This is a genomic window from Thermobifida cellulosilytica TB100, assembly GCF_001517975.1.
GTDB classification, from domain to species: domain Bacteria; phylum Actinomycetota; class Actinomycetes; order Streptosporangiales; family Streptosporangiaceae; genus Thermobifida; species Thermobifida cellulosilytica.
Window position 1 is genome coordinate 713298 of sequence record NZ_KQ950181.1, and the last position, 22633, is coordinate 735930.

At 72.3% G+C, this 22633-nt stretch carries 19 protein-coding genes and 1 pseudogene; 7 read left to right on the forward strand and 13 right to left on the reverse strand.

Annotated elements, in window-relative coordinates; all coding sequences use genetic code 11:
- From AC529_RS09415 to AC529_RS09435, 5 genes are all read right to left on the reverse strand, one after another.
- The coding region (locus tag AC529_RS09415; protein ID WP_083948059.1) for a TM0106 family RecB-like putative nuclease at positions 1–2940 on the reverse strand (2940 nt) is incomplete at its 3' end.
- 109 nt (positions 2941–3049) lie between these two features.
- On the reverse strand, positions 3050–3508 hold the full coding sequence (locus AC529_RS09420) for an Hsp20/alpha crystallin family protein (protein WP_068755980.1): 459 nt from the start codon (positions 3506–3508) through the stop codon (positions 3050–3052).
- 173 nt (positions 3509–3681) lie between these two features.
- Positions 3682–4221, reverse strand: coding sequence for a septal ring lytic transglycosylase RlpA family protein (locus AC529_RS19600; RefSeq protein ID WP_232306658.1), 540 nt, complete (start codon positions 4219–4221; stop codon positions 3682–3684).
- A 246-nt stretch (positions 4222–4467) separates the two neighbouring features.
- Positions 4468–5394 carry a ribonuclease Z gene (locus AC529_RS09430; protein ID WP_068755638.1) on the reverse strand — a complete coding sequence of 309 codons (927 nt, stop codon included), beginning with the start codon at positions 5392–5394 and terminating at the stop codon, positions 4468–4470.
- Between the two features lie 214 nt (positions 5395–5608).
- Positions 5609–6097, reverse strand: a complete 489-nt coding sequence (locus AC529_RS09435; RefSeq protein WP_232306659.1) for a GNAT family N-acetyltransferase — start codon at positions 6095–6097, stop codon at positions 5609–5611.
- A 127-nt stretch (positions 6098–6224) separates the two neighbouring features.
- Between AC529_RS09435 and AC529_RS09440 the strand changes: the two genes are divergently transcribed.
- Positions 6225–7115 carry a DMT family transporter gene (locus AC529_RS09440; protein WP_068755639.1) on the forward strand — a complete coding sequence of 297 codons (891 nt, stop codon included), beginning with the start codon at positions 6225–6227 and terminating at the stop codon, positions 7113–7115.
- Positions 7116–7134: 19 nt separating this feature from the next.
- Here the strand turns inward: AC529_RS09440 and AC529_RS09445 are convergent, their stop codons facing one another.
- Genes AC529_RS09445 through nirB form a run of 4 tightly spaced genes read right to left on the reverse strand, consistent with a single transcriptional unit; the run spans position 7135 to position 11855 of the window.
- A complete protein-coding gene (locus tag AC529_RS09445) occupies positions 7135–7821 on the reverse strand; it encodes a sirohydrochlorin chelatase (RefSeq protein WP_068755984.1) in 687 nt (228 codons plus the stop codon).
- Entirely contained in the window at positions 7821–8984 is a 1164-nt protein-coding gene (locus tag AC529_RS09450) for a uroporphyrinogen-III synthase (RefSeq protein ID WP_068755640.1), read from the reverse strand. Before AC529_RS09450 ends, AC529_RS09445 begins: the two co-directional genes overlap by 1 nt.
- Positions 8981–9337 (reverse strand): nitrite reductase small subunit NirD, encoded by a 357-nt coding sequence (nirD, locus tag AC529_RS09455; protein WP_198156361.1) that lies wholly within the window; start codon positions 9335–9337, stop codon positions 8981–8983. The genes AC529_RS09450 and nirD overlap by 4 nt, the downstream gene beginning before the upstream one ends.
- Before the next feature lie 7 nt (positions 9338–9344).
- Entirely contained in the window at positions 9345–11855 is a 2511-nt protein-coding gene (gene nirB / locus AC529_RS09460; RefSeq protein WP_068755645.1) for a nitrite reductase large subunit NirB, read from the reverse strand.
- Positions 11856–12153: 298 nt separating this feature from the next.
- Here nirB and AC529_RS09465 point away from each other — a divergent pair, with 298 nt between their 5' ends.
- The 4 genes and pseudogenes from AC529_RS09465 (at position 12154) to AC529_RS09480 (ending at position 15165) form a co-directional block, all read left to right on the forward strand.
- On the forward strand, positions 12154–13167 hold the full coding sequence (locus AC529_RS09465) for a DUF2804 domain-containing protein (RefSeq protein WP_068755647.1): 1014 nt from the start codon (positions 12154–12156) through the stop codon (positions 13165–13167).
- Positions 13168–13221: 54 nt separating this feature from the next.
- On the forward strand, positions 13222–13923 hold the full coding sequence (locus AC529_RS09470; protein ID WP_068755649.1) for a carbon-nitrogen hydrolase family protein: 702 nt from the start codon (positions 13222–13224) through the stop codon (positions 13921–13923).
- A 113-nt stretch (positions 13924–14036) separates the two neighbouring features.
- Positions 14037–14512: pseudogene (locus tag AC529_RS09475) on the forward strand (VOC family protein).
- A 20-nt stretch (positions 14513–14532) separates the two neighbouring features.
- On the forward strand, positions 14533–15165 hold the full coding sequence (locus tag AC529_RS09480; protein WP_068755650.1) for an MBL fold metallo-hydrolase: 633 nt from the start codon (positions 14533–14535) through the stop codon (positions 15163–15165).
- Positions 15166–15174: 9 nt separating this feature from the next.
- On the opposite strand, the gene AC529_RS09485 is transcribed toward AC529_RS09480, so the two are convergent.
- The 3 genes from AC529_RS09485 to AC529_RS09495 form a co-directional block, all read right to left on the reverse strand.
- The gene (locus AC529_RS09485) at positions 15175–15981 is read right to left on the reverse strand and encodes a TIGR02452 family protein (RefSeq protein WP_068755651.1); all 807 of its coding nucleotides are present in this window, start codon (positions 15979–15981) and stop codon (positions 15175–15177) included.
- Between the two features lie 65 nt (positions 15982–16046).
- Positions 16047–16412, reverse strand: a complete 366-nt coding sequence (locus AC529_RS09490; protein ID WP_068755653.1) for an arsenate reductase family protein — start codon at positions 16410–16412, stop codon at positions 16047–16049.
- A gap of 175 nt (positions 16413–16587) precedes the next feature.
- Positions 16588–17769 carry a thiolase family protein gene (locus AC529_RS09495; protein ID WP_068755655.1) on the reverse strand — a complete coding sequence of 394 codons (1182 nt, stop codon included), beginning with the start codon at positions 17767–17769 and terminating at the stop codon, positions 16588–16590.
- 1240 nt (positions 17770–19009) lie between these two features.
- On the opposite strand from AC529_RS09495, the gene AC529_RS09500 reads away from it, so the two are divergent.
- Positions 19010–20662: an ABC-F family ATP-binding cassette domain-containing protein gene (locus AC529_RS09500; RefSeq protein ID WP_068755988.1), complete on the forward strand. Its 1653-nt coding sequence runs from the start codon at positions 19010–19012 to the stop codon at positions 20660–20662.
- Positions 20663–20850: 188 nt separating this feature from the next.
- Positions 20851–21897: a tyrosine-type recombinase/integrase gene (locus tag AC529_RS09505; protein WP_068755657.1), complete on the forward strand. Its 1047-nt coding sequence runs from the start codon at positions 20851–20853 to the stop codon at positions 21895–21897.
- Positions 21898–21960: 63 nt separating this feature from the next.
- Here AC529_RS09505 and AC529_RS20085 read toward each other — a convergent pair whose 3' ends face one another.
- Complete coding sequence (locus AC529_RS20085; RefSeq protein ID WP_157080142.1) at positions 21961–22632, reverse strand: hypothetical protein; 672 nt, start codon at positions 22630–22632, stop codon at positions 21961–21963.
- Position 22633 lies beyond the last annotated feature (1 nt).

Genomic DNA, 22633 nt, shown 5'->3' on the forward strand with positions numbered 1-22633 from the left:
CCGCGGGTGCATGCGGCGGGTCTGGTCGAGGAAGTAGCCGCGGCAGGAGTCGATGATCTCGCTCTGTCCGACCAGGTGCTCCAGCGCCGAGCGGTCCGCGCCCTCCCCATGGGTGCCCTGCACCACCTGCGGCAACTGCTGGGGGTCGCCCAACAGCACCAGGTCGCGGGCGGCGGTGGACACCGCCAGGGTGTCGGCCAGCGCGAACTGGCCCGCCTCGTCGATGACGAGCACGTCCAGGGCCGAACGCATCCCGGGGTTGGCGAAGTTCCACGCAGTACCGCCCACCAGGAACCCGCCGTCCTGCTCACCACACCAGCGCACCAGGTCACGGACCTGCCGGGGCTGCTGCCAGGGGGCTTTCGGGTCGGGCCGCTCGGCGGGGCGTTTGGCGCACGGCAGCGCCACGCCGGCCTCCCCGGCGGCGCGCACGGCCGCAGCCATGACGTTCTCCACGGCCTTGTGGCTGGTGGAGCAGACCCCCACGCTCTTGCCGGAGGCGACCAGGTGGGTGATCAGCCGCGCCGCCAGATAGGTCTTGCCCGCCCCCGGCGGCCCCTGCACGGCAAGGTAGGAGCCGTCGAGCGCGTCCACGGCGGCCACCACCGCGGCCACCACGTCACCGCCGAAGTCACGCGGATCAGGCAGGCGGGCGCGGCCGCGCAGGCGGGGCGGGACGCGGCGCAGCACGTCCAGCCCGGCCGAGCACACGCGCTCGGGCAGCGCCGCCACGGTGCGCTCGACCAGCTCCCACAACGCCTCGTCCTTGGGGGCGGCCCGCACCGGCGCGCCGGGCAGCACCGCCACGGGCCGCCGGTCCTGTTCTTCGCCCGCCTCGCACCGCTCCACCACGGTCAGCCGGTGGGCCGTGGCCTCCTCCACCGTGGCCGACACCGCCTCGGCGGCCTGCCCGGCAGGCCCCGGATACAGCAGCCGCACCTGCTCGCCCGCGCTGAAGGGGTGCGGGCGCGACGCATCGGCCGCCAACTCCAGGCGCCGCACCGACGTGCGGCGCCGCCCCTGCGGCGGCACCCACTCCCCGGCGTCCACCCTCAGCGGCACCAGGCAGTCGGTGTCGGCCTCCAACTCCTCCACCGGCGCGGCCAGGTGGCGGAAGAAGTCCCACCACTGCGGCGCCTCCTCACGCCGGTAGTAGCCGACCAGGGCCGCCAGCAGCGCCCGGGCCTGCTGGTCGGGGTCGCGCCGCTCGGCCTCGGCCGCGACACCGGCCAGCAGCGGCCCGGTCAGCTCGCGCATGCGCTCCTCGGCCTCGGCACGGCGGCGCGCGGCCGCTGCGCGCTCGGCGTCGCCCTCCTCGGCGGCCGCGGCCGCGGGACGGGCCGTGACACCGTGCTCGACGCGCAGTCGCTCCAGCCAGTCGCGCAGCCGCGCCGTGGACACGCAGTCGTCGCGGTTGTAGGCGGCGATGTCGGCGAGGATCCGCTCGGCCTCAGCGGTGTCGCCGGCCCGGCGGGCGCCGAGGTGGGCGGCGTAGGCGTCGATGCTGGAGGACGCCGTCACCACCGCCCCCGAGCGGCCCTGCTCCAGGTAGAGCGGCTCCAGGTACTTGATGGAGTAGGACCGCTGCGACACCCGCAGGCTCTTCTTCACCACCGTGTACAGGTCGACCAGGCGGCGCTGCCGCAGCAGCGCGTCGACCTGGGCCTCGCGGGTGCCGAAGGCCGCCGCCAGCGTCTTGAGCCGGTCGGCCTCATAGGAGGCGTAGTGGTAGACGTGCGCGCCGTCGTCGGCGTCGACACGCGCGCACACGAAGTCCACGAAGTCCTCGAAAGCACGCTTCTCCTGGGCGCGGTCGTGCGCCCAAAACGCGTGGAACTGTCCGTCGTCGCAGGTGAACGCGCCGAACAGGTACTCCAGGCCGCGTCCTTCGTGGTAGGGGTAGCCCTCCATGTCGACGAACACGTCACCGGGGGAGGGCTCGGGCAGCATCGCCAGCCCGTCGTCGGCGTAGACGTCGGCCACCACGGTGCCGGTGGGGTTGTCGGGGGTGCGGGTGGCGTCCTGGCGGACCTGCAAGGCGGCCTGTTCACGCAGCCGCGCAAAGGAGTGGCGGGGCAGCAGGGCGGGCCGGTCCTCCTCGCCTGCCCGCGCCAGCGCGTCGATGGTGGTGATGCCGGCATCACGGAGTTTGGCGACCTGGTCGCCGCGGATGCCCGCGACCAGGCTCAGGTGCCGGTCCCGCTCACGCCCCTGGGCGCACCACTGCGCATACCCGCACCGGTCGCAGGCCGCGCACGGCTCGCCCCACAGCGGCTCGGGCAGGCCCGCCCGGGCGGCCAGCCGCTCCAGCAGCCGGCGGCGCACCTGCGGCACCAGCGGCAGGTACTCGGCCACACGCAGGCTGTGGACGCGGCCGTCCCCGGTGAGCAGGTGCATCGACTCCGGCTCGCCCAGCCCGGTGCGGCCCAGCGCCTCGGCGTAGGCGGCCAACTGCAGCACCGCCCCGGGGCGCACGTGGTGGGCGAGTTTGGCGTCCCACGGCTCGTAGCGGGGTTTGCCGCCGCTGTCGCGGCTGTGCCCGGTGGCCGGGTCCACACCGGTGCTGATGAGGAAGTCGGCGCGGCCGTGGAAGGCCACGCCCGGGTACACGGGCTCGTAGAAGACGCCCTGGTAGATGACGGGGACTGCGGCGTGCATGGCCGCGCGGGTGGCCTCGGCGGCCGCGGCCAGGTCGGCGTGGGTGGGGCGGGGGCTGCCGACGGTGACCACACCGTCGCCGAACAGGCTCTTGAGCCGGTGCAGCTCGGCCTGCTCGTGGGCCTGGCCGCCGCGCGCCGCCAAAGGGTCCGGCTCCTCGGGTTCGGGCGCGTTGGGCACGCCGGCGGCCAGGGCGTGCTTGAGGGCGCTGCGGTGCGGGCACTCCATCGCGTCCACCAGATCGGTGGGGGAAAACACCCACCCCGCTGCGGTACGGAACACCGGCCACTCCCGCGAATTCGACGGACTCGCGGGGCATTCTGCCACGGACCGCCGTCACCGGGCGGCGGCCACGGCGGAGTGGCGCCCGCTCCCGGGCGCCACCACCGGTTCAGCTCTCGATGGCGACGTGGCGGGGTTTGGCCTTGGTGCTCTTGGGAGCGATCACGGTGAGCACGCCCTTGTCGAGCCGGGCCTGCACCCCCTCGGCGTTGATCTCGCCGGGCAGCCGGGTGCGGTACTCGAACCGGCCGTAGCGGCGCGTCCTGCGGTGGGCGCGCACCCCCTCCTTCTCCTCCTGCTCGGCATGCCCGGAGATGATCAGCTCGTTGCCGCTGACCTGGATGTCGATGGCGTCCTTGGTCATGCCGGGCACCTCGGCCTCCACGATGAAGGAGTCGTCGTCCTCCGACACGTCAGCCAGGGGCGTCCACAGCGACGAGGCGGCCGCCGGTTCGCCGAACGCCGTCTCCAGCAGCCTCCCCATCCGGTCGTAGAGCTCCTCGAACTCGGGGAACGCACCCCACTGGGCGGGAATCAGCCGTTCCCGGCGGGTCACGGGAAGCGCCATCGCGATCACCTCTCCTGTATCGACGGACTGCGGGCACAGGCACCGGCTGCGCCGTGCCGTGGGTGCGTCTACCAGAAGCCGCAACCGTTACACGCTTTTCCAAACGGTCTTTACCCGCCCCGAGAACCGGCAGGACAACAGCACCGAACCCCAAACGGGCCAGCCGAAACGGGTCAGCCCACGACCCGCCAGGCCACCTGCACCACGCCCTGGCTGGGCGAGGCGATCGCGGAGAACGCCGCGGTGCTCAGGTCCAGGCAGCGCCCCTCCACATAGGGGCCGCGGTCGTTGATGCGCACGGTCACACTGCGCCCGTTGGCGACGTTGGTGACCTCGACCATGGTGTTGAACGGCAGGGTCTTGTGCGCCGCGGTCAACGCCGTCGGATCGAACACCTCCCCCGAGGCGGTGGGCTGCGGCTCGCTGTACATCGACGCCTCGCACTGCCCGCTCTGCCCCGCCGCCTCCCCCGAGGGGGCCGCAGGTGTCTGCTCGGCCTGGGCCGCCTCGGCCTGTGTGGTGCTCGTGGCGGCGGCCACGGCCTCCCGCATCCCCTGCACGGCCTGCTCGCGCTCCTCCTGCCCCAACGGCACGGCCGAGGGCTGCGGCAGCGGCGGCGCCTCGGGCACCACGGTCACCGCGGGCTGCACCGGGCCGCCGTCCAGACCCTGGACCGCGAACGCGGCCGTGGCGGCGCCAGTCAGCACGGCCACAGCCGCGGTGGCAGTGGCCGCAGCACGCGAGCGGAGGGGGAGACGACCCACAGCGGACTTCCTTCACACGAGGCGGCACGAACACGGCACGCCCCCACCGCCGCCCTGCGCGGCGAACAGCGCACCGGGGCCACGCCGCCGTCACGCCGACGGCACCCCGGCCGCACCCCACGGGGCGTCACCAGGCCGTGACCCGCACCCGTGTCTACCCGGCCCCGCCTCGCCCGGTCAAGCACCCCGCCCGCATCACCGGCGGGGCGGCACCGCCACCCGCACCAGGTCGTGGGCCAGCACGATGTCGCCGTCGAAGTGCGCGGCGGCCTGCTCCACGAACCGCCCCTCCTCGCCGCTGCCGTAGCGCTCGGAGATGTGGGTGAGCACCAGGCGCCGCACCCCCGCCCGCGCCGCGATCATCCCGGCCTGCCCCGCGGTCAGGTGCCGGTAGCGGGCGGCCAGACCAGCCTCGGAATCCAAAAAAGTGGCCTCGATCACCAGCAGGTCGGCGTCGGCGGCCAGACGGACCGCGTTGTCGCACACCCCGGTGTCCATGACGAACGCGAACACCTGGCCGCGCCGCACCGTGCTGTAGTCGGCCAGCTCCACCCGCACCCCGTCCCGGTCGACCAGGAAACCCTCGGCCTTGAGCCTGCCCACCGCCGGACCGCGGATCCCACGCGCCTCCAGACGGTCGGCCAGCACGTGCACCCGGTCCGGTTCGACCAGCCGGTAGCCGTAGGTGGGCACCGAGTGCTCCAGCGGCAGCGCAAGGATGCGCAGGTCCTCCTCGCCGCCCACCACCGCCTGCTCCCCGGCCAAGGGCTGGGCCACCACGACGTCGGTGTCGACGAAGCAGGTGGCATACCGCAGCCGCTCCCAGTACACCTGCCCCTGCCCCGGATAGGCCACCCGCACCGGATGGCCCACCCCGTCACGGGCGATGCGCTGCACCACACCGGGCAGGCCCAGGCTGTGGTCGCCGTGGAAGTGGGTGATGCACACGCGGGTGATGTCGTGCGCCGACAGGCCCGCGTACCGCATCTGCCGCTGGGTGCCCTCCCCGGGGTCGAACAGGATGCCGTGGGCATCCCACCGCAGGAAGTACCCGTTGTGGCCGCGCCGCTTGGTGGGCACCGCGCCGGCAGTGCCCAAGACGGTCAGTTCCCGCGCCGACATGCCGCCGATTCTGCCAAACCCCCGACCCGAAATTTTCGGACACACCCCCCGCCCCGCCCCCGCACCCGCACCCCCCGACACGGGTTTCGGACACACACCCCCACCGTTTCCCCAGGTCAAACAGGGCACATTGCGGGCCCGGGCCGCGCGGAGCGAATTTCGGACACCCGGGGGAAAGGTGTCCGCAACCCCCGCACCAGACCGCCGACCCTCCTCACAGACGGCCGGTCCACACCTCCTCGCCGTAGTGGTCGCCACCACTGCGCACCAGCCCCAACGAGCGGGCCACCGCAGCCGAGGCCGTGTTGCGCGCATCGATGTGCGCACTGACGGCCCGCACCCCCCGCCCGCGCAGCCACCCCACCAGGGCACGCGCCGCCTCCACGGCATACCCGCGCCGCTGCCAGGCCGTACCCACCATCCACGAGACCACGGCCCGCAACCCGCCCACGTCCGGACCCACCACGGCCTGCACCATGCCCACCGCCCGCCCGCCGACAACCTCCCGCACCGTCCAGGTGCACCAGGACACCCCCGGCTCATCAGACCCCTCCAACAGCGCGGCACAGCGCTCCCGCCACCCCGCCTCGTCAGGCGCAGCACCCCCCACGAACCGCCACAGCTTCGGATCGGCCAGCGCCCCGGCCAGCTCGGCGGCGTCCTCGACCCGCAGCGGATCAAGACGCAGCCGCTGCGCACGCACCGGCTCAGCCCGCAAACCCCGCATCCGCGACCGACCGCTCATACCCCCAGGGTCACCCCCCAACACCACCACCCCACACCCGCCCCGGCCGCATCCCCCCACCCCGGACCTCCTAAGGTAGGCGGGCATGACCTCCCCGACCCGCGGCCGCACCTGGCCCGCCCTGGCCGCCGCCGGCACCACCACCCTGCTGTGGGCCTCGGCCTTCGTCTCCATCCGCGACGCCGCAGCCTCCTACTCCCCCGGAGCCCTGGCCCTGGGCCGCCTGCTGTCGGGCTCGGCGACCCTGGCCCTCATGCTGGCGGCCACCCGCACCGGCTGGCCGCCGCGCGCCGCCTGGCCGGGCATCGCCTGCTCGGGCGTGCTGTGGTTCGGCGTGTACATGGTGACCCTCAACTGGGGCGAACAACTGGTGGACGCGGGCACCGCCGCCATGGTGGTCAGCCTGGGCCCCGTGCTGATCACCCTGCTCAGCGCCCGCCTGCTGGGCGAAGGACTGCCCCGCCCCCTGCTGTGGGGCACGGCCGTGGCCTTCACCGGCGCACTGACCGTGGGCCTGGCCACCGCCGACACCGACACCGCCTCCGTGGCCGGCGTACTGCTGTGCCTGGCCGCCGCCGCAACCTACGCCCTGGGCGTGGTCAGCCAAAAACCCGCACTACGCCACGCCACCGCCCTCCAGGTCTCGGCGTTCGGCTGCATGGTGGGCGCACTGACCTGCCTGCCCTTCGCCCCGACCCTGGCCCGGGAAGTGGCCCACGCCCCGGCAAGCGCCACCGCGAACATGGTCTACCTGGGCGTGTTCCCCACCGCCGTCGCCTTCACCACGTGGGCCTTCGCACTGGCACGCATGCCCGCCGGACGGCTGGGCGCCACCACCTACCTGGTACCGGTACTGGTGGTGGCACTGTCCTGGCTGGTCCTGGGCGAGGTGCCGCACCCGCTGGCACTGCTGGGCGGAGCACTGTGCCTGGCAGGAGTGGCGCTGTCGCGCCGCCCCTCCACCCCGCCGACCTGAACCCCCGCCCGAGGGAAGGTCAGACCAGAAAGGCGGACACCGCGTGGCGGTACCGCTCCACCACCGCCTCCACCACACCCCGCGCCGCCCCCAGCGGCGCGGCCACCACGTCCGCACCCGACTCCACCACACGGGTGTGAAACAGCCCCGGAGCCAACAGCCACGACGCCACCGCCACCCGCGCATGCCCGGCCGCACGCGCCGCAGCCACCACCTCACCCACCCGCGGGGACGCGGTGGCCGCATAGGCCACCCGCACCGGCACACCCAGCAGCCGCCCCAGCCGACCGGCCACCCCCTCCACCTCCGCCAACGCCCCGGCATCGGAAGACCCCGCAGCAGCCAGCACCACCGCGTCCCCCCTGCGCCACCCCGCCTCCACCAGACGCGAGGCCGCCCCCGCCACCAGACGCCGATCCGCCCCCAACGCCTCCGTCACCACCGCATCAGCCCGCCCCGCCCGCGCCAACTGCGCGGGAATGTCCACCCGCACGTGGTAACCGCTGGACAAGAACGCCGGCACCACCACGACCGGCCCCGCCACCGCACCCGCCACCGCACCCACATCCGGGTCACGCACATCGGCGAACGCCACCCGCACCGGCACCCCCACACACCCGGCCACCCGCTCCACCAGCGCATACGCCACCTCAGTCCCCCGCACGTCACGGGTCCCGTGCACCGCCACCACCAGCGTGGGACCCATCACCCCCGCCACCCCCCAGGGTCCACGGCCAACCGGTAGCCGCGCTTGACCACGGTCTGCACGATCCGGGGATCCCCCAACGCCGACCGCAGCCGCGCCACCGCCGTCTCCACCGCATGCCCCTCCGCGTCCTCCCCCAGACACCGCAGCAGACCACCCCGGTCCACCACCCGCCCCGGACGGCGCGCCAACTCCCGCAACACCCGCATCGGCGCAGGCGACACCGGCCGCAACCGGCCGTCCACACACACCGCCCGCCCCAGGATCCGCAACCGGCGCCCCGCCACACACAACTCCGGACGGCTCTGCGGCAACACCTCGCACAGGTACTTGACCAGCGCGCCGATCCGAGCCCGCGCCGGCCAGCCCACAGGCACCCCCGCCTGCCGCAACGGCCCCGCCGACACCGGCCCCACACACACCGCCGCCGTATCGGCCCGCAACGCCGCCACCAGGCGCTGCTCCTGACCCACCACGCGCGCCCGCTCCAACAACCCGGCCGCCGCCGGAGCACTGGTGAAGGTGACCGCGTCCACACCACCCCCCGCCACCGTCTCGATCAACCGGTCCAACACCGCCACGTTCTCCGGCACCGTCCACCGGTACACGGGCACCTCCACCACCTGCGCCCCCGCCCGCCGCAGCGCAGCACAGAAATCCGGCTGCGGCTCACCGTGCAACTGCACAGCCACCCGCAGCCCCGCCACACCACGCTCCACCAGGTACTCCACCACCTCGGCCGACGACTCCGACGGCGGCGACCACTCCTCGACCAGCCCCGCCGCACGCACCGCCCCCTTGGCCTTGGGACCGCGCGCCAGCACCCGCGCCGACCGCAGCGACCCCAGCAGCGCATCGGCCAGCCCCCACGTCTCACACGCCTCCACCCAGCCGCGAAACCCGATCCCCGTGGTGGCCACCACCACATCGGCCGGCTCGGCCACCAGCTCCCGCGACACCCGCGACAACCGCGTGTCGTCACTGAGCGGCACGATCCGCAACGCCGGAGCCGCCACCACCTGCGCCCCCCGACGCCGCAGCAGCGCCGTCAACTCCTCCACACGCCGCGCCGCGGTCACCGCAACCGTGAACCCCGCCAAGGGCTGCTCGGCGGACACCGAACCCACCCCCTCCCCGGCACGCCGCTGCTCCACGACCCTCATACGGCCTCCGCCGCGACCTCGACACGGCCGCCGCGCTCCCGCACCGCATACACCGGCAGCCGCACCCCCTCCACGTCCAGACACACCCCGGTACGCAGCGAGAACACCTGCTTGAGCATGGGCGAGGCCACGGTCGGCTCACCCCCGCGATCCCCCGTGATCCCCCGCGACATCACCGCCGCACCGGTGAACGGGTCGATGTTGCCGACCGCGTACAACACACCGTCACCGGTACGAAACAGCGCCGCCTGCGCCCCGCCGGGCAGCAGCACCGCCACCCCCCGGTCAGGCACGAGGAAACCACTGGAACAGGCCCTCACCCACGTGTACTCACGAACCGAAACCGCCGCCACCGCACACTCACCTCTCCACCCGGGCACCGACCACGGGAAGACCAAGATCCACCGGAGCCGCAGGCACGGGCTGGCCGCGCTCCACCTCGAACCGGATCGTCGGATCAGGGGTGCCCGGCGCGTTGACGAACGACACGAACCGGGCAAGCTTGTCCGGATCCTCCACCACACCCCGCCACTCGTCGGTGTAGGACTCCACATGCCGGGCCACGGCCGCCTCCAACTCCTCGGCGATCCCCAGCGAGTCCTCCACCACCACCGCACGCACGTGCTCCAGACCGCCCTCCATCTCCTCGATCCACGCCGCCGTACGCTGCAACCGGTCAGCGGTGCGGATGTAGAACATCAAGAACCGGTCGATGTAGCGCACCAGCGTCTCGCGGTCCAGATCGGAGGCCAGCAACTGGGCGTGCCGTGGAGCAAACCCCCCGTTGCCGCCCACATACAGGTTCCAGCCCTTCTCGGTGGCGATCACCCCGACGTCCTTGCTGCGCGCCTCGGCGCACTCACGCGCACACCCCGACACCCCCGCCTTGACCTTGTGCGGAGCCCGCAACCCCCGGTAGCGCAGCTCCAACTCGACGGCCAACCCCACCGAGTCCTGCACCCCGTAGCGGCACCACGTGGACCCCACACACGACTTGACCGTGCGCACCGCCTTGCCGTAGGCGTGCCCCGACTCGAACCCGGCGTCCACCAGCCGCTTCCAGATCTGCGGCAACTGCTCCACCCGCGCCCCCAGCAGGTCGATGCGCTGCCCGCCGGTGATCTTGGTGTAGAGGTTGAAGTCGCGGGCGACCTCCCCCAAGACGATGAGCTTGTCCGGGGTGATCTCCCCACCGGGAACGCGCGGCACCACCGAGTAGGTGCCGTTGCGCTGGAGGTTGGCCAGGAAGTGGTCGTTGGTGTCCTGCAACGCCGCCTGCTCGCCCTCCAGGACGTGCCCACCCCGCAGCGAGGCCAGAATCGACGCCACCGCCGGCTTGCACACGTCACAGCCGCGCCCCGTGCCGTAGCGGCCGATCAGCTCCGAGAACGTGGCGATCCCGGTCGCCATGACGATCTGCACCAGCTCCGCACGCGACTGGCCGAAGTGCTCGCACAACGCCCTGGACTGGGCCACCCCCGCCTCGTCCAGCAGCCTCTTGAGCATCGGCACGCAACTGCCGCACCCGGTCCCCGCCCTGGTGCAGCTCTTGAGCGCGGCAACATCACGCGCCCCCTCCTCGGCGACCGCCCGCAGGACACGACCCTTGGTCACCGCATGGCAGGAGCACACCTGCGCGTCCTCAGGCAGCACGCCCGCCCCCGCACCCGCCCCCTCCACGGGCCACACCAGCGCCAACGGGTCGGCAGGCAGCTCCCGGCCCACCACAGGCCGCAACGCCGCATACGCGGAGACGTCCCCGACCAGGACGCCGCCCAACAGGGTGCGCGCGTCGTCGGAGACCACGAGCCTGGCATACCGCCGACCGGGAGCGTCGTTGACCACCACGTCCACGACGCCCTCCCCGCCCCCCAAAGCATCACCGAAGCTGGCCACGTCCACCCCCAGCAGCTTCAACCTGGTGGAGGTGTCCGCACCGGCGAACACCGCCCGCCCACCCACCAGCCGGTCGGCGACCACCTCGGCCATGGCGTTGCCCGGAGCGACCAGCCCGTAGACCTCACCGCCGACGCTCGCGCACTCACCCACCGCATAGATGCACGGGTCACTGGTCCGACAGGCCTCGTCCACGGCCACCCCGCCGCGCGGCCCCAGCTCCAACCCGCAGCCACGCGCCAGTTCGTCACGGGGCCGCACCCCCACCGAGAACACCACCAGATCGGCGTCGACGACCTCGCCCCCGCCCAACCGCACCCGGGCGACCCGCCCGTCCGCACCCGCCTCGACCGCCTCCACCACGGCCCCGGTGTGCACGACCACACCGGTCTCGGCGACCAGCCGCCCCAGCAGCGCACCCCCGCCCTCGTCGACCTGGCGGGGCATCAGCCACGGCGCCCTCTCCACCACGTGCGCCCGCAGGCCCAGCAGTTGCAGGGCGCGCGCCGCCTCCAGACCGAGCAGGCCGCCGCCCACCACCACGCCGCAGCGCGCCGAGCGGGCGTCAGCGGTGATGCCCTCCAGGTCGTCGATGGTGCGGTAGACGTGGCAGCCGGGCAGGTCGCGGCCGGGCACCGGCGGAACGAACGGCACCGACCCGGTGGCCAGCACCAGCGTGTCGTAGCCGATACGCCGCCCACCGGAGGTGGTGACGGTGCGCGCCTGCCGGTCCACAGCGGTGGCACGCTCCCCCAGGCACAGCACCACCCGCCCGTCGCCGGTCAGGTCGGCCAGGCGCAGGTCGGCCTCGGTGGCGCCGTCGAAGTAGGACGACAGGGCGACCCTGTCGTAGGCGGGCCTGGGCTCCTCCCCCAGCACGGTGACGGCCCAGGTCCGACCGGTGTCGCGCTCACACAGCGCCTCGACCAGCCGGTGGCCCACCATGCCGTTGCCGATGACGACGAGTTGTCTCATGCCGCGTGCTCTCTCCTCGCGATTGCCGTGGCCGGGCGTCGCGACGCTGCGTCCCCGCACGGTGTGTCCCGGTGACCGTGATCGCCTCCAAGGCAACCCCGGGCGTGTTTCACCCCCGTCAGCCGCCCATGACACCCAGGTTTCGTTGTCCTGTCAGCGCAGGTCGGAGGCTGTGAGCCGCCGCGCCCCCCGCGAGCACCCCCTGCGAGCAGCACCCCTCCCCCCAACCGACCGACCAGACGGCCACCGCCGCGACGAGGATCACCCCACCACCCCGCCGACCGATAGGCTCGCCCGCATGCCCACACACGAAAAGGAGATCACCGCACCGGTCGACCTGTGCACCCCCGACGGCCGCCTCAACCCCGAGGCCGTCGGCTGGTCACGCACCCCCCTGCACCGCTGCAACCTGCGCGGCTGGTCCCGCACCAAACGCTGGGAGTACTGGTGCCTGACCACCCCCACCCACCTGGTCGCCCTGACCCTCAGCAGCCTCGACTACCTCGGCCTGACCAGCGTCTACCTCCTCGACTATGGCCCCCACCGCCAACACCCCACAGCCACCTCCGTCACCGCGCTGTCCCCGCTGGCCCGCACCGTCACCCTGCCCCGCGACCTGGACGGCGGCCAAGCCCGCGCCACCGGCAAGATCACCGCCACCATCACCCCCACCGCCGGAGCCACCCGGCTGCGCTTCGACTGCGCCACCCCCCACGGCCGCCTCACCGGCGACCTGACCGCCCTCCTGCCCGAAGGCCACGAAACCCTCAACGTCGTCGTCCCCTGGGACGACCGCCGCTTCCAGTACACCTCCAAACACACCGCCCGCCCCGCCCACGGCACCGTCCACCTCGGCGACACCCGCTACGACTTCACCGACGCCTGGGCCGTCCTCGACCACGGCCGAGGCCGCTGGCCCTACTCCACCCACTGGCACTGGGGCGCCGCCAGCGGCCGCACCGACGGCCACACCGTCGGCCTGCAACTCGGCGGCACCTGGACCCAGGGCACCGGCATGACCGAAAACGCCCTGTGCATCGACGGCCGCCTCACCAAGATCGGCACCGAACTACGCTGGCACCACCCCGACAACCACAAGCCCTGGCACCTGACCACCCCCGACAGCGACCAGGTCGACCTGGTCTTCACCCCCTTCCACGAACGCGCCGAAACCACCAACGCCCTCCTGCTGCGCAACCACACCCGCCAGTGCTTCGGCCACTACAGCGGAACCGTCCGCACCGACGACGGCACCACCATCCGCATCGACCGCCTGCTCGGCTGGGCCGAAGAAGTCCGCATGCGCTGGTAACCCCACCCCCAGCCCCGCCCCGACCGGCCACCACCACACCACCAGGAGCAACCCGTGCCCGCACCCCTGACCGTCGCCGCCGCCCAACCCCCCTGCCACGACCTCGACGTCGCCGCCAACGCCGCCGCCCACGCCGACGCGGTCACACGCACCAGGGCACGCCTGGTCGTCTTCCCCGAACTCTCCCTCACCGGCTACAACCTCACCGCCCCACCCCTCGACCCCGCCGACCCCCGACTCGACCCCCTGGTCCGCGCCTGCCAGGCCACAGGCAGCACCGCACTGGCCGGAGCCCCCGTACGCGACGCCGACGGCCGCGAGTCCATCGCCCTGCTGGCCGTCACCGGACAGGGAACCCGAGTCGCCTACCGCAAGATGTGGCTGTACGGCCCCGAACACGACCGCTTCACCCCAGGACCCGCACCGCACGTCCTGGTCCTGGACGGCTGGCGACTCGGCCTGGCCGTGTGCTTCGACGCCTCCAACCCCCAGCACGCCCACGACACCGCAGCCCTGGGCACACACGCCTACGTCGTCTCCGCCCTGTACCGGGCCGAAGAAGCCGCCCGCCGCGACCAACTCATGCGCACCACCGCCGCACGCCACCGCCTCTGGACGATCCTGGCCGCAGCAGCCGGACCCAGCGGCAGCTACCCGCACACCTCGGGAGGCTCCGGAATCTGGACCCCCGACGGCTCACCCGCCGCCCAGGCAGGCCCCCGACCAGGAGAAACCGCCCTCACCGTCCTGCACTGACCCCAACAGGCACACCCCACGGAAAAAACACCCCCGACCACGTTTCAGCCCACCGGTTTCCTGTCACCCCTCCCCCAAGAACCACCACCGCACCCGCCCACCAGGAGACCGCCATGCAGAAGATCACCACCTGCCTGTGGTTCGACACCCAGGCCGAAGAAGCCGCACACTTCTACACCTCCCTGTTCGACAACTCCCGGATCGTCGAGGTGCAGCACTACACCGACGCCGTCCCCGACCGGGCCGGCCAGGTCATGCTCGTGGTCTTCGAACTCGACGGACAACGCTTCATGGCCCTCAACGGCGGCCCGGAGTTCCCCCCACCGAAGCCGCCTCCCTGTACGTGGACTGCGCCGACCAGAACGAAGTCGACCGCCTGTGGACCCGCCTCACCGACGGCGGCCAGGAGTCGCAGTGCGGCTGGCTGAAAGACCGCTACGGCCTGTCCTGGCAGATCATCCCCCGCCAACTCACCGAACTGCTCAACGACCCCGACCCCGCCCGCGCCACCCGAGCCACCCAGGCCATGCTCGGCATGCGCAAGATCGACGTGCACCAGCTCCTGCAAGCCGCCGACCCCCGCCCCTGACCCGCGAAAGAACCACCGCCATGCGACTCACCAAACTGGGACACTCCTGCGTCCGCCTGGAAAAGAACGGCCGCACCCTGGTCATCGACCCCGGCGGCCTGACCCCGCAACCCGACGCACTCCACGGAGCCGAAGCCGTCCTCATCACCCACGAACACTTCGACCACCTCGACCCCGACCGGCTGCACGCGGCCGCCGCCGACCCGGACCTGACCGTCCACACCTGCCCCGGCGCAGCCCGCCACCTCACCGGCCTCGGCGACCGCCTCCACGTGGTCCGCAACGGCGACACGTTCACCACCGCCGGATTCACCATCACCGCCGCCGGAGAACACCACCAGCACAACCTGCCGGACACACCCCCCACCGACAACGTCGGCTTCCTCATCGACAACGAGGTCTTCCACCCCGGAGACGCCTGGACCACCACCGACGCCCCCACCGTCCTGCCCGCCCTCCAGGCCCCGTGGGCCACCGCGGCCGACCTCGTCGCCTACCTGCGCCGCCCAGGAGTACGCCGCGCCTACCCCGTCCACGACGGCCTGCTCAACACCGACGGCCTGGCCGTCTACGACCGCATCCTCGCCGGCGAAGCACAACGCCGCGGCGCCGACATCCGCCGACTGCACCCCGGCCAGAGCGTGGACCTGTAAACCCCCGACTCACCGGGCCAACGGCTCGAACGCCCGCCTGGTCGACCCCTCACGGTCCAGCACCGCAAAGACCACGTGCCGAAACACCCCCGCGAACTCACCGGCAAGATGCCTCCCGAACGCCTCGGCCACCTCACCGGGACGGTTGCCGAAGACCCCGCACCCCCACGCCCCCAGCACCAGCCGCGCATGACCGTGGCGCGCCGCCGCGGCCAACACCGCACGGGACCGGCGCACCAGGGTCCCGGCAATGAGCCCGGCCTCGTGGGGACGGTTGCGCTCGGTCATACGCCGGTTCGGCGCAGCCGAGGTCACAAACGCCGCCACCACCGGCTCCACCAGCCAGGAACCGTCGTCCCGGCGGTAGACCGGAACATCCGGCGAGTAGATGAGACGGTCGCTGTAGAGCAGGCTGCGCTGCTCACGATGGTGCCCGTAGTAGCCGGGACAACGCACCAGACTGTCGTACAGGGCACTGGACCGCGCCAGACTCTCCTCCTGGGCCTGCGCACCGTTGGCCACCCCGCCCCCCGGATTGCGCGCCGACGCGAAGTTCAACGCCGCCACCTGGTCCCCGGCCTCCCCCGCCAGCCGGGACAGCGCCTCCAGCGTGGTCTCGCCGGTCACCTCCACCCGCGTGTCGTACACCGCCGCGCCCCGGTACCCGTCGAGCTCCCCCGGCAGGTACAGCCGGGTGCCCGCCCGCATCCGCTCCAGGCAAGCCGACAGGTCCACCCGGCGGCCCTCCACCTCGTACCAGCCCCGCTCGAACGCCTCCCTGGTCTCCTGCCACCGGTGGCGCAGCTTCGTCGACACCACGAACTCCTCTCGGTCCGGTGCCGCCGCATCGTAGCCACACCCACCCCGCACAGACGACCGAATTATCCGTTCTGCCCGTCCAGGATCTGCCGGACCGCCTCCTCACTGCGCCCCACCACGGCCCGGTCCTGCGCGGTGATGATCGGCCGCTGGATGAGCACCGGATGGGCCACCAGCGCCGCGATCCACCGCTCCCGCTCCCCCGCCTCCCGCGGCCACCCGGACACCCCCAGCTCCCGGGCCCTGCGCTCCCCCGTCCGGGTGATGTCCCACGGCTCCAAGCCGAGCCGGTCCAGCACCTCCCGCAACTCCTCCGCCGTCGGCGGGTCCTCCAGGTAGCGGCGGACCGTGTAGCGCGCCCCCTCCGCCTCCAGCAGCGACAGCGCCGAACGGCACTTGGAACAGGCCGGATTGATCCAGATCTCCATGCCCCCATCATGCCGCCCAGGGAATCAACCGACAGCCGCCCGCCCGGCGATCCACAGCGCCTCCCCCGCCCCGGACGCACCCGCTCCGGCACCCGCCCGTCACCGGCCCGCCGCACCGGAGAGCCCTCCGGCCCGCACTCCAGCACGGACCGAGGGGCCACCCGACCCGCAGCCGTCAGATCCTGCGCAACAGCGCGGCCAACGCCTGGCCGCCCCCGATGCACATCGTCACCACGCCGAGCTCCAAGTCCCGACGGACCAGGTCACGCGCCACCCGCAGGGTCAGGATCGCACCGGTGGCCCCCACCGGATGCCCCAGCGCGATCGCCCCGCCGTAGGGGTTGGTCTTCTCCGGGTCCAGCCCCGCATCCCGGACCACCGCGACCGCCTGGGCCGCGAACGCCTCGTTCAACTCGACCACGTCGATGTCGGCGGGCGTGGTCCCGGTCCGCTCGAACAGGTTGCGCAGCGCCAGAACCGGCGCGTACCCCATCAGCTTCGGCTCCATCGCCGCGGTCGCGACGTCCTCCAGGACCACCAGCCCTTTCAGACCGCGCTCGGCGACCACCGACTCCCGGGCCAGAACCAGCGCGGCCGCACCGTCGTTGATCCCCGACGCGTTGCCCGCGGTCACCGTCCCGTCCTTCTCGAAGACCGGACGCAGCCCGGCCAGCCCTTCCAGGGTCGTCTCGGGCCGGGGGTGCTCGTCGACCTCCACCACGACCGGCCTGCGACCCCCCGTCTCCACCGGGGTGATCTCCTCCGCGAAGGCCGCCCGGGCGGCCTCGGTGGCCGCCCGGCGCTGCGACTCCAGGGCGAACTCGTCCTGCTCGGCGCGGCTGACCCCGTACTTGCGCGCCACCGCCTCAGCGGTGCGCCCCATGTGGATGTTGGAGAACGGGTCGGTGAGCATGGCCACGGTGCCGTCGACGAGAGTGCGGTCCCCGAGCCGGTACCCGGAGCGGGCGCCGAAGTCGTAGAACGGCATCCGGCTCATGTTCTCGTCGCCGCCGGCCAGCACGATGTCGGCCGCACCCCAGCGGATCTGCATCGCCGCCGACCAGACGGCCTGAAGCCCGCTGCCGCACAGCCGGTTGACGGTGTAGGCGGGGGTGTTCTCCGGCAGACCGGCGGCCAGGGCGACCCGCCGGGCGTTGTAGGCGTCGGGGCCGACCTGGCCGATGCAGCCCATGACGACCTCGTCGATGTCGGAGCCGTCCACTCCGGCCCGCTTCAGCGCGGCCCGGGCGGCCGTCGCGCCCAGTTCGTGGGCGGGCACGTCCTTGAACACGCCGCCGAAACTGCCGACCGGCGTGCGTGCGCCGTCGACCACCACGATCCGTTCGGGGGAACTCATGGTCGGTGTTCTCCTCACTGAGGAACAAAAGTACTAATCATGAGCATATAAACGGAGTGGTGGCGCAGATCCTCCGGGGAGCACACCACACGGGCCGACCGGCTCCTCCACCGGGGCCCCGACAACAGCACGGACGACAACGGACCGTGTCCGACCCGAACCCCCGCCCCCGGGCGCGAGCCCGGGGACCGCGGAGCGAGCGGCCCCGCTCCGCACCCGCGAACAGGACCCCGCCGGACAGGGCGTGGCCCGGGGTCCCTTCCCCCGGGCCACGGTCGCGGTTCTCCCGCAGGGGTCGCCCCAACTCTGCAACCTCAAGCATGCTTGAGGTCAAGCCGTCCCGCACGCCGGCAGAGTCCGGCGCAGGCCGAAGCAGCCGACACCGCCCACCCCGCACCGGAGGACACCGCGGCTCCCCCACGAGAGAAGACGCCCCGGGAACTCGGCGCCGCGCCCGCCACGCGGTACTCGGGACACGAGAGGCGACGGACCGCCACTGCCGGACACGTCCTCGGCCGCATCACCGCCCACGCCGAGGAGCACGGAGACGACACCCTGCCCCGAACGGCCACCCTCCCGGGAGCACCTCCTGTGCACGCCCGGGGATCCCGCCGCCCGGACGGCCCCGCCCCGCTTCGCCCCCGGTCTTTCCCGGCCGACAGGGCGGCACCTGGGACGGGCTTTCCTTGTTCCCGGACGGCGTGGGACGATTTTTCCTTCGTCGTCGGTGTTTTTGTTCTGAGAGGATTTGGACTCAACAACTCCCACTTTTACAGTGTAGATTTTCTCGACGTCCAGCAGGTCTTCCCCAGGGGAGCAGTCGGCCGCCCCTCCGGACCCCCGGTGCCTCTCCCCCTGCGACGCACACCGCCGGGGCGCGGCGCTCCCCCGCCCCGCGGCATGCTCGCGTCCCGCGCACCGGCGGCCCCTCCCGGCCCCGAAAAAGGCCTCCCGAAAATTCCCGAGCGGCTCCCCCGCTGCTCGGATACACTGGGCCGCGTCCTGTCGTCTCCGAGAGAGGTGGACCTTGCTCCTCTGAGGCCCGCGACCACCGCGCGGCACGGCCCCGGCCGTGCACCCGTCACGCCGCCGCGACTCCTTCGCCGCCGTGACCAGCCTGGACGCGACCTCGGGAGTGCACCTCCCCTTCCTTGGCAGGACCGCCCCGTCCCCGGCCCCGGCCGTCGCGTGGTGCTCGCACACGCAGTCCCGATCCGCCTGCGAACGCGAGGACCGCACCATGACCGAACCCGTCTCCTCCGAACCCTCCGTCTTCTGCTCCGACCTGACGTTCACCTGGCCGGACGGCACCACCGTCCTCGACGGCCTGTCACTGCACCTCGGCCCGGGGCGCACCGGTGTCGTCGGCGCCAACGGCAGCGGCAAGTCCACCCTGCTGCGCCTGCTCACCGGACACCTGCGCCCCACCCGAGGAACGGCGACCGTGCACGGGCGGCTCGCCCACCTGCCGCAGAACCTCACCCTCGACACCTCCCTGCGGGTCGACCAGGCCCTGGGCATCGCCGAGAAGCGCGCCGCACTGCACGCCGTCGAGGCCGGGGACACCCGCGAAGAGCACTTCGAGACGATCGGCGACGACTGGGACGTCGAGGAGCGCGCCGAGGCCGTCCTGGACCAGCTCGGACTCGGCCACGTCGACCTGGACCGCACCGTGGCGCAACTGTCGGGCGGGGAGACCGTCCTGCTGCGCCTGGCCGCCCTGCTCCTCACCCGCCCCGACGTGCTGCTGCTGGACGAGCCCACCAACAACCTCGACCTGTTCGCCCGCCGCCGCCTGTACGACACCGTCGAGTCCTGGCGCTCCGGCGTGCTCGTCGTCGTCAGCCACGACCGCGACCTGCTGGAACGGGTCGACCGCATCGCCGAGCTGCGCTCCGGGGCCGTGGCCCTCTACGGGGGCGGCTACTCCGCCTACGAGGAGGCCGTGGCCCTCCAGCAGGCCGCGGCCGAACGCGCGGTGCGCGCCGCAGAAGCCGACGTACGCCGCCAGCAGCGCGACCTGGAGGAGTCCCAGACCAAGCTGGCCCGCCGACGACGCCACGACCAGAAGCTCGACGCCCGGCGCACGGCCCCGCGCATCGTCGCCGGAGCGCGCAAACGGGCCGCTCAGGAGTCCGCGGGCCGCCTGCGCGGCCTGCACGAGGAGCGCCTGGCCCAGGCACGCGAACGCCTCGCCGAAGCCGAGCAGGCCGTCCGCGACGACGACGAGATCCGCATCGACCTGCCGCACACGGCCGTGCCGCCGGGGCGCACCGTGCTGGTCCTGCGCGGCCTGCGTCCCCGCTTCGGCCTCCCGCACGGCGCCGACCTGCACGTCCACGGCCCCGAACGGATCGCCCTGGTCGGGCGGAACGGTGCGGGCAAGACCACGCTGCTGCGCACCGTCGCCGGGGAGCTGCCGCCGCTGTCCGGCGAGGCCCGCACGTTCGTGCCGCTGCGGTTCCTGCCGCAGCGGCTGGACGTGCTCGACGACCGGCTCAGCGTCGCGGACAACGCGGTCCGCTCGGCCCCCGGCGTCCCCTACAACCACGTCCGCGCCCAGCTCGCCCGCTTCCTCTTCCGCGGCAGGCGCGCCGAACAGCTCGTCGGCACCCTGTCAGGCGGAGAGCGGTTCCGGGCGACCCTGGCGGCGACGATGCTCGCCGAACCCGCCCCGCAACTGCTGCTGCTCGACGAGCCCACCAACAACCTCGACCTGGCCAGCCTGCGCCAGCTCGTCCAGGCGCTGGCCGCCTACCGGGGAGCGCTCCTGGTCGCCAGCCACGACCTGCCCTTCCTGGAATCGATCGGCATCACCCGCTGGCTGCTGGCCGACGGAGAGCTGCGCGAGACCAGCCCCGAAGAGGTCCGCGCCCTGCTGGAACCCCGCTGAGCCGGTCTGTGGCGTCCCGGCAGGGCGGGACGCCACAGACCGCCCCTCCGGAAGCCCGCTCCCGGGAAGGCGGGGTGTCGGTAAGGAGCGTGTCACCAGGTGCCAAGTAACCAATGAGTAACTTAGCCGGGGTTCGCGGAGGGTGTCGTACTTCTGGAAACAAGTGTTCCCGGAAGTAGACTGGCCGGGTGGCTTCTGGAAACACATCCTCTCGCGAGGAGCAGCCCCCGGTTTCCACTTCTGGAAACACGCGCACCGGCCGACCGCGCCGAAACCTCGACCTCCCCGACGACCTGGCGGACGAACACGCCGCGTTCGCCGCTAAGCTGGCCGCCTCCACCGACCTGGGGGAGGCCACCCGCGACAAGTACCAGCGCAACGCCGCCGCCTTCCTCGCCTGGCTCGCCGAGGCCCGTCAGGCCGGCGCGGTGGACGGCGACTCGCTCACCGACGCGGCCGCGCGTGATTGGGCGGTGCGCGACTACCGCCGCCACCTGAAGAACACCCGCACAGCCCGCGGCACCCACTTGTCGGCGGCCACCATCAACAACCGGCTCGCCGCCATCGACGCCTTCTTCGTCCTGCGCGGCTCGGGACGCCCCGATGTGGTCCGCGAACACCTGCCCCGCCCCACCGCCCCACGCGCGCTGGACGCCCGCACCAAGCTTCGGTTCCTGCGCACCGTGGCCCGCGACGCCACCCCACGCGACCGGGTGGTCTGCCACCTGGCCTACTACGCGGGCCTGCGCATCGCCGAGATCGTCGCCCTGGACGTGGCCGACATCCGGCTGTCGGCGCGCAAGGGCACGGTGCGGGTGCGCGGCAAGGGGAAGTTCGGCGGCAAGGACCGCACCGTCCCGCTGCACACCGAGGCGCGTGCTTCCCTCGAACTCCTCCTGGACGACCTTGGCCGACCGGCCTCGGGGCCGCTGGTGCGCAACCGCGACGGCGGACCGCTGTCGACGCGGGCGGCGAACATGGCGGTCACCGTGCTGGGCGCGGCGGCGGGGATCGGCCCCTCCGACGACGGGGAGCCGTTTGGGCCGCACGTGCTGCGGCACACCTTCGGCACCGACCTGGTGCGCGGCCGCGGTGACCTGTCCAAGGAGCCGGTGGACCTGGTGACCGTCGCCGAGCTGATGGGGCACGCCGACATCAACACCACCCGGCGTTACGCCCTGCCCACCGAGGCGGACACGGCCGCCGCCCTGGACGTGCTCACCGTCGACCAGTGAGGCTCGGTCGCGTTTGCGGCTGATGTCACGTTCGTTAACGGCACCCCTACTAAAGGATTGGGGCTAGCTCTTGGGGATCGGCAGGCCTCGACTTTCCAAATAGTCGATGATCCCCTCTTGCAAGAGATGCAGAGTCTGATCGTTGCACAAATCGCGGACATCTTTATCGCTTGACATTTCCAGGGGTTGTCCTGGATTTTTTCTCATTAGTCCGGCAAGCAAAGTGGCGCGGTCAGAGTCCGAGGGATTGCGGACGTCGAGCTCCCAGCCCCCCGGGGTGGGAGAGTAAGTGAACACATCTCTATCGGTATCCGAATAACACCTGGATCCGATTCCTCCGCTTTTCAGGCCCATGAGAGAGCCAATCAGGGAAGGCGGATGCAAACAGCAAAGGACGCTGAGTTGCACTAGTGGGGAATAGTGCCAATCATCTGGCCATCTGAAACTGATGGCGGTGAATTTTTTCAACGAGCGGAAATCACCACGAACCTCGCTCTGAATATTGACGTCCTTTCGGATCAAGTGGCCCTGGCGGGTGTCGTCCAGTACCCCTCCCGCCACCATGGATGAGATGAACCCGTCCACGGCCTTCGAGTATCGACGACCCCAGTATTTTTCAAACTTGTTTCTCTCTGCCTGCTCCTGGCGCTCTCTGGCTTCCTCGCGGTTTCTTTGCTCTTCGAGTTCGCGGCGTTTCTTCCTGGCTCTCTCAGCGGCTTCGTTCCAGTCGTTCATG

Coding starts and splice junctions, on each gene's coding strand:
- AC529_RS09420 (WP_068755980.1), bottom strand. CDS start 3,508: ATGGCGCTTCCCGTGACCCGCCGGGAACGGCTGATTCCCGCCCAGTGG.
- AC529_RS09430 (WP_068755638.1), bottom strand. CDS start 5,394: ATGTCGGCGCGGGAACTGACCGTCTTGGGCACTGCCGGCGCGGTGCCC.
- AC529_RS09440 (WP_068755639.1), top strand. CDS start 6,225: ATGACCTCCCCGACCCGCGGCCGCACCTGGCCCGCCCTGGCCGCCGCC.
- AC529_RS09445 (WP_068755984.1), bottom strand. CDS start 7,821: ATGGGTCCCACGCTGGTGGTGGCGGTGCACGGGACCCGTGACGTGCGG.
- AC529_RS09450 (WP_068755640.1), bottom strand. CDS start 8,984: ATGAGGGTCGTGGAGCAGCGGCGTGCCGGGGAGGGGGTGGGTTCGGTG.
- nirB (WP_068755645.1), bottom strand. CDS start 11,855: ATGAGACAACTCGTCGTCATCGGCAACGGCATGGTGGGCCACCGGCTG.
- AC529_RS09465 (WP_068755647.1), top strand. CDS start 12,154: ATGCCCACACACGAAAAGGAGATCACCGCACCGGTCGACCTGTGCACC.
- AC529_RS09480 (WP_068755650.1), top strand. CDS start 14,533: ATGCGACTCACCAAACTGGGACACTCCTGCGTCCGCCTGGAAAAGAAC.
- AC529_RS09490 (WP_068755653.1), bottom strand. CDS start 16,412: ATGGAGATCTGGATCAATCCGGCCTGTTCCAAGTGCCGTTCGGCGCTG.
- AC529_RS09495 (WP_068755655.1), bottom strand. CDS start 17,769: ATGAGTTCCCCCGAACGGATCGTGGTGGTCGACGGCGCACGCACGCCG.
- AC529_RS09500 (WP_068755988.1), top strand. CDS start 19,010: ATGACCGAACCCGTCTCCTCCGAACCCTCCGTCTTCTGCTCCGACCTG.
- AC529_RS20085 (WP_157080142.1), bottom strand. CDS start 22,632: ATGAACGACTGGAACGAAGCCGCTGAGAGAGCCAGGAAGAAACGCCGC.